A 12,650-nucleotide genomic window follows, 5' to 3' on the forward strand; every position below is an offset into this window, starting at 1 on the left:
ATCTAAATAAATTCAATAAATAGTATTATTAAAGTATCTCTCTTAAGCCTCTTGCAGTTTGCATCCAATCTTTTAGCTCATCCCATTTTTCATCTCTTATCATATTTTCACAAATTTCTAGCTCATTTTTAAACGAAGTAATTGCCTCTAAAAGATTATCTTTATTTTGTTTAAAAATATCGCTCCACATCTGTGGATTAGACTTTGCAATCCTTGCCATACCGCTAAAACTCCCACCAGCTAGAAGTAAAATATTTCGCTTATTTTCCTCTTTTAGAGTTGAGTTTACCAAACTGTAGCTAATAACATGCGGAAGATGTGAAATGATACCCACATGATGATCGTGGCTTTTTGAATCCATAAATACTATCTTCATTCCAGCATGACTTAATATCTCAACTACTCTTTTAACATGAAATTCATCAGCATTTTTGTCATCGCAAACCACAACTACAGCACCATTTAATAAGGTTTTAAAAGCAGCTTTTGGTCCTGAGTTTTCTGTACCAGCCATTGGATGAGCTGCAACAAAATTATTACGAATTTGATTAGGACAAGAGCGAAGAATTTGCTCTTTTGTTGAGCCTAGATCTACAATTGTAGTGCTACTTGGGATATCTGTTAAATTTTGCATTACTTTGATAATTGCCTCAACTGGAATTGCCAAAAATATCATATCGCAGCTTTTTTTCATCTCATCAAAACTAATTATCTCATCAATCAATCCCAAATTTAAAGCATCTCTTTCATTGTTTTTGTCTAAGTCATATCCGCTTACTTTAGCAATTAATTTCATATCTTTTAAAGCCAAACCCAATGAACCACCAATTAATCCAAGCCCAATAATCCCTACATGCATCATATTTCCTTAAATTTTTAGCCCCGAATTATAGCAAAATTAGCCAAAAATAGCACTTAATAATTCAAATGTTAATCAATTTATGATACCATTTGACTACAATTTTATACATAGGTAATTTTATATGAAAAAAGCTCTACTTTCAAGCTTTATTACAGCTATTTGGCTACATGCCATAGAGATTCAAAGCGTAACATTTAATGGCCTTTTACATCTATCAGATGAGAGCGCAACTGAGATTAGCGGACTTAAAATTGGAGGGCAATTTAATGATGAGATTGCTAGTAAGGCTATTATTAATTTATATAAACAAGGATATTTTGAAAATATCTATATTGAAGAAAATAATGGCAATATAGTAGTAAATTTAGTTGAAAAGCCAGTAATTGCCAAAATCGATATCAATGGCGTTGTAACAAATGACCAAAAATCTATCGAGCAGATAATAGATATCAAAAAAGGTCAAATGTATGATGAGTTTGCACTAAATAATACCAAAATTAGAATTCGTCAATTCTATGAAGCTAGAGGTTATTTTGATACTGTTGTAACTACCGATATTGCACCAATAAATGAGAATAAAAACTCACTTCATATAACTCTAACAGTAAATAGAGGTGAAAATATCACTATTGAAAATGTTAATTTAATAGGTGCTGATGCATTAGATTACTCAGATATTGAACCAGTAGTAGCAAATAAAAGTCGCGAATTTATGGGATGGATGTGGGGATTAAATGATGGCAAAGCCAAAATTTATGAACTTCCAGGAGATAGTGGCAAAATTCAAGATGAGTATTTAAGAAGAGGCTATTTAGATGCTAGCGTTTCAGCACCAAGCCTGAATGCACACTTTGATAATTATAAAGCAGATTTATCTTATTATATCAATGAAGGTGAAATTTATAAAACAGGCAACATCTCTATTAATGCACCTGATTTTTTAGAGCTTGATACTGATGAAATTATCGATGATTTTAAGCTGCAAAAAGGAGATACTTTAAATTCATCTTGGATGAATTTAGATGCTCAAAAACTTGAGAATTTAGTAGCAAATAAAGGCTTTGCCTATGCTAAAGTCTATCCGCGCACTAATAAAAATAGTGACTATACAGCTGATATAATCTATGAGGTAATTCCAGAAGAAAAAGTATATATAAGAAATGTAATAATCAGCGGAAATGACCGCACATCAGATAGAGTCATAAGACGCGATTTATACTTGACTGAAGGAAATTTATATAGCAAAATTGATCTAGTAGATTCTAAAAATGCTCTAAAAAGAAGTGGCTATTTTGAAGATGTTCAAATAGTAGAAAAGCGTATAAGTAAAGATCAAATTGATCTAGAAGTAGTAGTTAAAGAAACAGCAACTGGCAGTATAGTTGGCGGTATCGGTTATGGAAGTAGCGATGGGCTACTCTTAAACGCTGGAGTGAGTGATTCAAATATCTTTGGTAGTGGCTATAAAGGTAGCATTATGATAGATAAAAGCGATGATACTCTAAGCGGAAATATAAATTTAACCAACCCAAGAGTAAATGACTCAGCTTATAGTCTTGGCGGTGGATTATTTGCTAATGATTATAGCTGGGATGAGTATGATGAGCAAAATTATGGCGCCAATATCATAGGTGGCAGACAAATTGGTAGATATATTAATGCTTATTTAGCATATCAAATTGAGCGTAGCCAAATCAAAGGCTTGGATGAATTTTATAGAGATGCAGGCTATCAAAATGGTATAAATATCAAAAGCGCTATAACCCCAAGCATATCATTTAACAATACAGATGATTACTATGTACCACGAAGTGGAATTATCGCATCAACGAGTCTTGAGTATGCAGGTGTTGGTGGAGATATGGAATTTATAAAAAACAGAACTACATTTAATATCTATCAAGGATTACAAGATTACATAGATATGGATCTTATTTTTAGATATAAATCTGGATTTGGATATATATTTAACGATGATAGTTCTAAATTACCAATTAATGAAAAACTATTTTTAGGTGGTATTAGCTCTCTTAGAGGTTATGATAGTAGATCTGTTACACCTAAAAAGAAAATTTGTAACCCTAAAGCAAATAATGGTGGCACCATATATGGATGTGAAATTATAGAAACTGGTGGTAAGATTAGCTTTAATAATTCATTTGAGCTTAGCTTTCCTATTATAAATCGCCTTAAAATGCGTGGCGTGATATTTTATGATTACGGTATGATTGGTCATAGCGATATCAATGAGATCAAGCGATCTAGTGCTGGAGCCGGTATTGAGTGGATTACACCAATTGGCCCACTTCAACTATTCTACGCTCAAGCTCTAGATGATAAACCAGGCGATGATACTAGTAGTTTTGAATTTACAATTGGTAGAAGATTTTAGTTGAATTTGGCTTTGGCCAAATTCAATCTATTCAAATGATATAGCAAAAATTGCCGGTTTTATCAACTTTTTTATCTCATTTTTAAGCATAAAAAAATTCTTTACACCTTTTATATATAGTGTATTTGATGCAAACTCAAAGCTAATATTTGGACTAAGACTTAGTGCGCTAGCAAGACCAAGCAAGAAACTAAGCCATCTAACTATCATAATATCTGGAAGTAAATTTTCAAATTCACCAAGGCTATTTATCGATTTACCTTGATACTCAATTATAGCTGCTATTAACGCTTTTTGTTGATGAGTATAGCCGTAATTTAGAGCATTTTTAACCAAGTACCCACTATGAGCATTTTCAGAATAAAATCCAATACTTCGACCGGTATTATATAATTTTGATGCAATTATAAGCTCATCAAGATAGCCATTTATCTCATGTAATGGGTGCAAAATTTCAAATAGAGCCTTTACATATTTTGTAGTTATGCTATTATCACGCTTAGCAAATCTGTCTTGAATGCTTCTAAGACTTGGATTAAAACCTTTAGGAAAAGAAATTTTATGCTCTTGAGGCATTTTAATTAGCTCTTTTGATTTTAAATTTGAACGCAAAAGGTTGGTTAAAAATACACCTTCTCTAATTCCAACACCACTAGTATAGATCATCTTAGCCTCAAGTTTTTTAACAACCAAAGAAAAGATCATAGCTCCTTGCTTAATGGTATCGAAGCGATCCTTTTTAATAGATATAGTTTTTAAATCAAATTCCTTATCAGTAGCAATCTTATTAATTAAATTTGAATAATCACTATATTTATAAGTAAAATTATGAACTAATCTAATTGGATGATTTTGCAACTGCATAATAGCGCCAGATATCGCCCTTAAGCTACCACCTATTGCAATTATATCTTTGCTAATAAAGTGCGATGGAATATTTGCGATAATATCTTGAGTAAATTTCAATGCTCCTTCCATATCGCCTTTATCAAAAAATAGCTCCTTAAGCCTTACAGTGCCAATATTTAGCGAGATGATATCGACTATTTTACCATTTTTGATTTTTGCTAATTCAGTAGAGCCTCCGCCAATATCAATAGTAGTAGCCTCATCAAGAGGACTTAGTAAATTTAGCGCTGCAATACCGCCATAAAAGGCCTCCATATCACCGCTTATAACACGTAAATTTAATCCTAATTCTTTTTTTACGCGATTTATAAATAGATTTGAATTTGGCGCATCTCTTAATGCTGAAGTGCCAGTACATAAAACTTTACCAACCTTATAAATACTCAAAAAGTACTTAAATTCACTAAATGCATATAAAACATTATCCATAGCTTCATCTTGCAAGAATCCGCCTTTATCATATGCACCCTCACCCAATCTTACTTTTACTTTATATTCACGAAGTATGAAAAATCCAAACCTACTAGTTCGTTCAAATATCGCCATTCTAGCCGAATTTGATCCTAGATCAATGACTGCAACTCTTTTTGACATCAAATCTCTTTTATATAAATTTATCTTTTTTTGTATTTGTTATTTCTAATTGGCAATATAAATGTGGCTATTGTACCACTTCTATCTGTACGATTACGCAACTCTATATTGCCACCAAGAGCTTGTGCTGCACCTTTGGCTAAAAACAATCCAAGTCCAGCACCACTGCTATTGCCATAGCGTTTAAATGGAGCAAATAGATCTTTGCTCTCATCAATTCCTATTCCTTCATCAATCACGCGAACTATAAATTCACCATTTATAAGCGTAGAATTAATCTCTATTGTAGCTTTTTTTGGAGAAAATTTGATAGCATTTTGTACAAAGTTTTGCAATACATGTAAAAACAGAGTTGGCTGAATCATAATCTTTAGGCTATGCGGTCTTAGATTAATCTTAATATTTCTATCATCACCCTTTGCAAGTATTAAAAAATTATTACCAATTTCATTAATATATGCGATAATATCAGTCATTACAGGTTGTTCAAATTGTGCACCCTCTTGTCTGCCAATCTCCAAAATCGAACTAATCATTTTATTCATTTGATTAATTGCTTCGTTATTATTTTTTAGCGCTTCAATATACTTTTGAGAATCTCGCTCTTTAATTAAGGTAACTTCATTTTTAGTCTTCATCACTGCAAGTGGAGTTTTTAGCTCATGAGCAGCCCCTATAAAAAGCTCTTTTTGATACTGAACAAATGTCAAAATTCTACCAATTAGTCTATTTACCCCATCACCTAAAGGCTTAAATTCTACTGGCAATTCATCTGTCTCAACTTCTTGTAAAAATCTTTCATTTAGCTCCCCAAGCTTAAGACAAAATGATCGAAGTGGAGCAAGTAGCATTCTAGATAAAAATAGAGCATAAAATAAAATCAAAAATATTGCCGTAGCATTAATAATCAAAATATCAACCAAAATTTGATCTACAATTGAACTATACTCACTAGTATTTTTTGTCAAAACTAAAAGATCGTTTTTATATGGATAATATAGTGTAAGATATGTGGCGTTATCATCTTTTGTAGAGACAAATTCCGCCCTAGTTAAATTATCATCATTTGGCACAATTTTAATCAGATCAAAACTCTTACTATCTTTATATTCTAGACTTATAATCTCAGGTTTTGCAGAGATATTTTTAGCCTCAATAGTCAAACTTTGAACTATATTTTCAAATATTGTAATCTTGATATAATGATAGAGCATCACCGAAAATATAACAATTAGCATCGTAGAAGCAGATGCTAATTGCAGGGCAAATTTAGCCCTTAAGCTTTTTTGGGAAAGCAAAATCTATATCCACGACGTCTTACTGTCTCTATTGTTGAAATATTAAGTGGCTTATCCATTTTTTGTCGAATTTGATTGATAGCAACCTCTATTACATTTGGAGTTACTAGCTCTGGTTCTTCCCATATCGCATCTAAAAGCTGCTCTTTGCTTACTATTTGATCGCTATGGCGAGCTAAATGAGTTAATACCTCAAATGGTTTTCCTTTTAACTCAATCTCTATACCTTGATATGTAATCTTCTCTTCATCTGGGTCAATTGTTAAATCATCAATTTTAATTACATTAGTTCCACCAAAACGAAGTCTAGCCTCAAGTCTAGCTACTAAAATATCAAAATCAAAAGGCTTTTTGATATAATCATCAGCACCGGCTTTAAATGCTTTGATCTCACTCTCTTTATCATCTTTTGCTGAAATAATCACTACAGATGTGCGTGGAGATTTTTGTTTAATGACATTAATTAGATCAATTCCATCGCCATCTGGTAACATAAGATCACTAAGTACAAGATCATAATTACGAATACCAATGAAATATTCTGCATCATTAAAGTTTTCTGAATTATCTGTTTGATAACCAAACTCCTGCAGACCTTCAGCTATAGTTTTACCTAGCGTTGTCTCATCCTCTACTATCAAAATTCTCATTAGCTTTTCCTTAAAAATAAAAAAATTAATGCGAGATTATAGCAGAATTTAAGCCAAAATTCAAGAAAATTTAAACAATTTTTAATAATTCTTTATGATTTTTGCGCCAACTTTGGCATTTGGGATAATATTAATCTTTGAAATCTTCATATAAAACTGCTCTAAAGTAGGATATAGCTCTTTAAATTTAACACTAAAATACTCAAGCGCATCTTCTACTTTATAAAATTTTTGCTTATTAAACTCTTCTTGGGTAATTTTACAAACATCAGCATAATCTATAAACTCATAAGCTTTAAATTCCATACTGATTCTAATCTTTTGGGTTTTAACTCTTTCAAAATCTAAAAGGCCAATTATTGTATCAAATTCAAGTTCATCAACAAAAACGCTAATCAAATAACCTTGCCCTCAGACCCACTAAGCAACCGTTTAATATTTGGCATATGCTTATATACAACAATAAAAGCAATAATAAGAACTGGCGCATGAGTATTAATACCAGGCATATCATAGTGCAATATAAATGATGAAATAACCATAGCAAGAAGCGCTATAAGCGAAGCTAAACTAGAAATCTTAAGCACTTTACCGGCAATAAACCATACAATAACAGCAATAATCAACTCAAATGGTAAAAAACACGCCAAAACACCAGCTCCAGTAGCAATTCCCTTACCACCTTCAAACATCAAATATGGTGAAAAACAATGCCCTACAACAGCTAAAACTCCCATTGTCCAAAGCGTAGAAATATCAAGATCGAATATAAATCTACCAACCAAAATAGGAACTACACCTTTTAAAGCATCAAACACAACGGTTAAAATTGCAAGCTTTTTAGCTAAGGCTGGATTGCTCTCTTTAATCACTCTTAAAACATTAGTAGCGCCTATACTTTTGCTACCACTTTTTTTGATATTTACTCCACCAAAAAGCAATCCAAAAAGCAATCCAAAAGGTATTGCTGCTACTAAATAAGCTATTAAATAGGCTACTAAATTCTCATTCATACAATTACTTCCCACCAAAATATAGCAAAGCTGAACCCCAAGTAAATCCACCACCAAAAGCATCAAGCAATACCAATGAACCATTTTTAAGTCTGCCGCTTTCATAAGCATCGTTCATTGCCATAGGGATAGATGCCGAGCTAGTATTGCCGTATTTTTGTACAGTTACAACACATTGAGAATCACTAAAATTTAACCTTTGTTTTACGGCCTCTATAATTCTTAAATTTGCTTGATGCGGGATAAAAAGATCTATATTATCTGATGAAATTTGGTTTTTTTCTAAAATATTAATTACATCTTTAGTTAATGTATTTACAGCAATTTTAAAAACATCATTACCTGACATCTTCATAAAATTTAATTTATTATCAATATTTTGACTAGTTGCAGGATTTACAATTGCACATCCTGGAGTTATTAACAACTCTGCTTTACTACCATCACTTGAGGTATGAATATCAACTATAGGATTATCACTAGAAGCACTAACTACAGCTGCACCAGCACCATCTCCAAATAATACACAAATGCTACGATCACTCCAATCAGTAATAGTGCTAATCTTTTCAGCACCAATAATTAAAACATTTTTCTTAGCACCACTTTCTATCATAGATTTAGCAAGCTCTAAAAGATATATAAATCCAGTACAAGCAGCACTAATATCAAATGCAGTTACATCTTTTAGTCCAAGCTTATTAGCAATTACACATGCAGTAGATGGCATACAAAAATAATCAGGCGTAATAGTAGCACATATTACAGCATCGATCTGACTTTTATCCAAATTTGAACGCTCTAAAGCTTGTAATGCAGCCTTATATCCAAGATCGCTTGTAAATTCATCTTTGGCTATATGACGCTCTTTGATACCAGTACGCTTAGTGATCCACTCATCACTAGTATCAACCATCTTTTCTAAATCAAAATTTGTAAGAATATCTTTAGGAGCATATGCACCAATAGAAATTAGCGATGCCTTAATCATTTATCATACTTTGTAAGCTCATTTGAAATCACCTCATTTATGTTTGACTCTGAGAATTTAAGAGCTTGAAAAATTGCATTTTTAATAGCTTTTGGGCTAGATTTACCATGACTAATGATAACGCACTCTTTAACTCCAAGCAAAGGCGCTCCACCATATTCATCATAATCAATTTGATTTTTAAGCCCTTTAAAAACCCCTTTCATAAAAAAGGCACCTAAAATTGCAAGTGGTGATTTTTTAACACTTTGCTTAATAATTTTGGTAATTGCACCGGCTACACCTTCGCTGGTTTTTAATAAAATATTACCAACGAATCCATCGCAAATGATAACATCAACACTTCCATCAAAAATTTGATTGCCTTCTACATTTCCGATGAAACTATCGAGTTTTTTAAGCATATCAAATGCATCTTTTGTAATCTCATTACCTTTACAATCTTCTTCGCCATTGCTTAGCAAACCCAATCTAGGATTATCAATTTTCATAATCTCTTTAGCATAAGCATAGCCCATAATAGCAAATTCAAATAAATTCTCTGCCTTGCAATCAACATTTGCACCAACATCTAAAACAAGTGTTTTTTTATTATTTTGTGTTGTAGGCATTAAAGTAGCAATTGCAGGTCTGCTAATACCTTTAAGTCTTCCTAGACGCAAAGTTGCTAAACTCATACTAGCACCACTATGACCAGCAGATACTACAGCTTTACACTCTGCAGTACGAACTAGTTCAACAGCTTTATATATAGTACTCTCTTTGCGTTTTAACACATCAGTAGCACTCTCATCCATAGCAAACACTTCATCTGCTTGAACAAAAGTAATAAATCTAGAATACTCCTGTGGAATAAGGGATTTTAGCTTATTATTATCACCTATTAAATAGGCTTGAAACTCTCTTTGCTTTAAAGCATCAATAACTCCAGCTACAATTGGTTCAGCACCAAAATCCCCGCCCATAGCGTCAATTGCTATTTTAATCATTGTATATATTAATACTCGCCAGTTGTTCTATTTACACGGTGAGGCATTTTCCAACTACCATCTTTATCTTTAACCGGCATTGGTAATGTAACTTTATAGTGAGTTCTGCGTTTTGCAGCTCTTGTATGACTCACTCTACGCTTAGGTACTGCCATTTTACTCTCCTTCTAAAATTTTACACTTTTTACAATAAAAATAATCACTTTTAAAGGCTTCTAACTCACTGATTAAAATCTCATCAGTATCTATCTGGCCATCATAGAACTCTATAGTATTACTTAGCTCATTATCGCTATCTTTATAAACACCATCGCTTAAATTTAGATTTAACTCTTCATTTAAACTCAAAACTATATCAGCTCCACAGCTATCGCAAATATGCTCTAACTCGCCAGTTAAATTCCCATTACATTTGGCTAAATTTAGGGTAGATTTTTTAATACTACCACTAAATTTAACACCATTAATGCTACTTTCAAAATTAACAGGTGTGGCACCTAGCCTATCAAAGCGAATTTTCAATATCTAACCTTAGCAGATCTCTCTACTAGCAAAGAAAAATGCAATTTCTATCTTAGCATTTTCTAGACTATCGCTACCGTGAACTGCATTTGCATCAATACTCTCAGCAAAATCAGCTCTAATAGTGCCAGGTGCAGCCTCTTTAGGATTTGTAGCACCCATTAATTCTCTATTTTTAAGTACAGCGTTTTTACCTTCTAGAACCATTACTACTACTGGTCCGCTAGTCATAAACTCAACTAAATCATTATAAAATGGTCTTTGAGCATGTACTTCATAAAATTTCTTAGCATCTTCTACGCTTAATTGTACTTTTTTAGCTGCTGCGATTCTAAGTCCGTTGCTTTCGAATCTATCTATAATTTTGCCAATTACGCCCTTTTTAGTTGCGTCAGGTTTGATTATTGATAGCGTTTGTTCCATATCGATCTCCTATAATAAGGTTTTTTATAAAAGCGTGATTATACCAAAACTAAGCTTAAAAAAATAGTAATATTTATTTAATTATAATTAAATTAAGCTACTACAGGGTTTGTACCATCTCTTAAATTTGCACCAATATCGTCTCTGCTTGGCTGACCTTCTACTATATCACTCCACACAATACAGCCATCAGTTGGACAGGCGTTAGCACAGGCTGGTTCATCATTATGGCCTACGCATTCAACACATTTATCAGCATAAACATAATAAGTATCTTCACCAGTTGGGTTATCGCCATCATCTACAATTGCACCTACTGGACACTCATCAATACAAGAACCACAACTAATGCATATATCAGTAATTTTTACTGCCATTTTATACTCCTTAAATTAAATTTAGCCCGTAGGTTATCAAATTTAAACTTATATATAACTTAATATAAAATGATAATGATTTTTATTTTAGCTCACTAAGTATATCTAAAACAGATTTTTGTAACGCTTTATCTTTTACATCAATCTTAAAATATATCTTGGCAATTTTTAAATCACTGTTAATAATATTTACACTATCACCAAAAGATGTAATTCTCATTCTTTTACTTTCTACGCCGTTATTTGCCAACATTGTAAATACACTATAAGCTCGCTCAATTCCCAATCTATAATCAGTCTCATAATCACCAAAATCATCAGCATAACCTCTAATATCTACTGATACTGATTCTGGAATTTTATTTATTATCATAGCTACAATATTGATAAAGTTTATCACATCTGGATTATAAATTTTTGAGCTTTGATAGTCAAATTTAATACTTGCTGGCAGATCAATTGCTACTTGATTTTCAGCCTGATCTAGAGTAACCTTATATCTTTCATTATTTAAATTTACATTTGTAGGTGTTTGATTTTGGATCTGCACTGCGATACTAGGACTATCAAACTCTTTATCGCTATTTGATGGCTTACTAGTATCTTTAAGAGATCTAGTATCAGGAAAGTCAAATATCTTTATAAATTCTGTCTTAAGTGCTTCAACTTTAGCCTTATTTATCGCTGAGATTGCATATAGAGCAATAAACAATGCCAAAAGCAAAGAAAGAAAATCCGCATATGGGACAGCCCATTTCTCACCTGCTGGACACTCTTGAGCCTTTTTTTTCTTTGCCATATTACACCTTAATTAAATTGTGAATTTCGTGGTTCGTTTTTATCTAAGAAGTTAAATAATTTTGCTTCTAAACTTCTTGGATTTGCACCTTCGGCGATACCTACTAATGCCTCTAGTATCATTACTTTTTCTTTTATTATATCTTTTGAGTTACCTAGCATCTTATTACCCCATGGTGCAAAGATCGCATATGCACCCATAATCCCAGTAACTGTCGCTGTAAATGCTGATGCGATACCAGCGGCCATAGCAGCAGGATTATCAAGTAGCTGTAATGCAAGCATAAGCCCCATAACTGCTCCAACTAGTCCAAATGTAGGACAGCTCTCACCAGTTCTAATCCAATAATGAGCGCACTCGTGATAATACTCCTCAGTCGTCTCTATAGAGAGTTCTAAATGCTGCTTAACCTCATCAATTGGCTGACCATCAACTAACATACTAAGTCCAGTTTTTAAAAACTCATCTTCTATAGCTACGGCTTTTTGTTCTAATGATAGAATTCCATTTTTTCTAGCTAGTGTGCTATACTCCACTAACTCAGCAATTCTAGCACCCATATCAACGCCAGATCCCTTAAATACAAGCTTTAACTCTTGAAACGCAGCTTTGATATATTTTTTATTTGTTGCTGTCATAGATGAGAACATCGCTGTAGGAACAACGATAAGAACAGAGCTAAGGTGCAAAACATGTAAAGGGTTACCACCCTCTAAAATATCACCAACAGAGATACTAGTAATAGAAAACACCATTCCTAATATAGTAGAAAGATCCATAAAAACCCCACTTTAAAAATTATCAAATTATCGCATAAATTAACAAAAATTT

At 32.7% G+C, this 12,650-nt stretch carries 15 protein-coding genes; 1 reads left to right on the top strand and 14 read right to left on the bottom strand.

Annotated elements, in window-relative coordinates:
- Positions 1-28: 28 nt before the first annotated feature.
- Entirely contained in the window at positions 29-859 is an 831-nt protein-coding gene (locus CVIC12175_RS06845) for a prephenate dehydrogenase (RefSeq protein WP_086247378.1), read from the bottom strand.
- Between the two features lie 124 nt (positions 860-983).
- Between CVIC12175_RS06845 and bamA the strand changes: the two genes are divergently transcribed.
- The gene (gene bamA, locus CVIC12175_RS06850) at positions 984-3,254 is read left to right on the top strand and encodes an outer membrane protein assembly factor BamA (RefSeq protein WP_086256560.1); all 2,271 of its coding nucleotides are present in this window, start codon (positions 984-986) and stop codon (positions 3,252-3,254) included.
- A 27-nt stretch (positions 3,255-3,281) separates the two neighbouring features.
- Here bamA and CVIC12175_RS06855 read toward each other — a convergent pair whose 3' ends face one another.
- From CVIC12175_RS06855 to motA, 13 genes are all read right to left on the bottom strand, one after another.
- Positions 3,282-4,757, bottom strand: coding sequence for a Ppx/GppA phosphatase family protein (locus CVIC12175_RS06855; RefSeq protein ID WP_086256559.1), 1,476 nt, complete (start codon positions 4,755-4,757; stop codon positions 3,282-3,284).
- Positions 4,758-4,777: 20 nt separating this feature from the next.
- A complete protein-coding gene (locus CVIC12175_RS06860) occupies positions 4,778-5,995 on the bottom strand; it encodes a sensor histidine kinase (RefSeq protein WP_180383947.1) in 1,218 nt (405 codons plus the stop codon).
- Positions 5,996-6,033: 38 nt separating this feature from the next.
- Positions 6,034-6,705, bottom strand: coding sequence for a homeostatic response regulator transcription factor HsrA (hsrA, locus tag CVIC12175_RS06865; protein ID WP_086247381.1), 672 nt, complete (start codon positions 6,703-6,705; stop codon positions 6,034-6,036).
- Between the two features lie 81 nt (positions 6,706-6,786).
- Positions 6,787-7,104, bottom strand: coding sequence for a dihydroneopterin aldolase (locus CVIC12175_RS06870; RefSeq protein WP_086256558.1), 318 nt, complete (start codon positions 7,102-7,104; stop codon positions 6,787-6,789).
- Positions 7,101-7,718, bottom strand: a complete 618-nt coding sequence (gene plsY / locus CVIC12175_RS06875) for a glycerol-3-phosphate 1-O-acyltransferase PlsY (RefSeq protein WP_086247383.1) — start codon at positions 7,716-7,718, stop codon at positions 7,101-7,103. The genes CVIC12175_RS06870 and plsY overlap by 4 nt, the downstream gene beginning before the upstream one ends.
- Positions 7,719-7,722: 4 nt before the next feature.
- Positions 7,723-8,709 (bottom strand): beta-ketoacyl-ACP synthase III, encoded by a 987-nt coding sequence (locus CVIC12175_RS06880; RefSeq protein WP_086256557.1) that lies wholly within the window; start codon positions 8,707-8,709, stop codon positions 7,723-7,725.
- The gene (gene plsX / locus CVIC12175_RS06885; protein ID WP_086247385.1) at positions 8,706-9,698 is read right to left on the bottom strand and encodes a phosphate acyltransferase PlsX; all 993 of its coding nucleotides are present in this window, start codon (positions 9,696-9,698) and stop codon (positions 8,706-8,708) included. The genes CVIC12175_RS06880 and plsX overlap by 4 nt, the downstream gene beginning before the upstream one ends.
- A gap of 8 nt (positions 9,699-9,706) precedes the next feature.
- Positions 9,707-9,853 (bottom strand): 50S ribosomal protein L32, encoded by a 147-nt coding sequence (rpmF, locus tag CVIC12175_RS06890; RefSeq protein WP_086225358.1) that lies wholly within the window; start codon positions 9,851-9,853, stop codon positions 9,707-9,709.
- Between the two features lies 1 nt (position 9,854).
- Positions 9,855-10,220, bottom strand: a complete 366-nt coding sequence (locus tag CVIC12175_RS06895; RefSeq protein WP_086256556.1) for a hypothetical protein — start codon at positions 10,218-10,220, stop codon at positions 9,855-9,857.
- A 9-nt stretch (positions 10,221-10,229) separates the two neighbouring features.
- Positions 10,230-10,643 carry a nucleoside-diphosphate kinase gene (ndk, locus tag CVIC12175_RS06900; protein ID WP_086256555.1) on the bottom strand — a complete coding sequence of 138 codons (414 nt, stop codon included), beginning with the start codon at positions 10,641-10,643 and terminating at the stop codon, positions 10,230-10,232.
- A gap of 92 nt (positions 10,644-10,735) precedes the next feature.
- Positions 10,736-11,020: a DUF362 domain-containing protein gene (locus CVIC12175_RS06905; protein ID WP_086256554.1), complete on the bottom strand. Its 285-nt coding sequence runs from the start codon at positions 11,018-11,020 to the stop codon at positions 10,736-10,738.
- Between the two features lie 82 nt (positions 11,021-11,102).
- The gene (motB, locus tag CVIC12175_RS06910) at positions 11,103-11,819 is read right to left on the bottom strand and encodes a flagellar motor protein MotB (protein WP_086248946.1); all 717 of its coding nucleotides are present in this window, start codon (positions 11,817-11,819) and stop codon (positions 11,103-11,105) included.
- 8 nt (positions 11,820-11,827) lie between these two features.
- Positions 11,828-12,598: a flagellar motor stator protein MotA gene (motA, locus tag CVIC12175_RS06915; RefSeq protein ID WP_086248945.1), complete on the bottom strand. Its 771-nt coding sequence runs from the start codon at positions 12,596-12,598 to the stop codon at positions 11,828-11,830.
- Positions 12,599-12,650 lie beyond the last annotated feature (52 nt).

The organism is Campylobacter vicugnae, assembly GCF_002139875.1.
GTDB classification, from domain to species: Bacteria; Campylobacterota; Campylobacteria; order Campylobacterales; family Campylobacteraceae; genus Campylobacter; species Campylobacter vicugnae.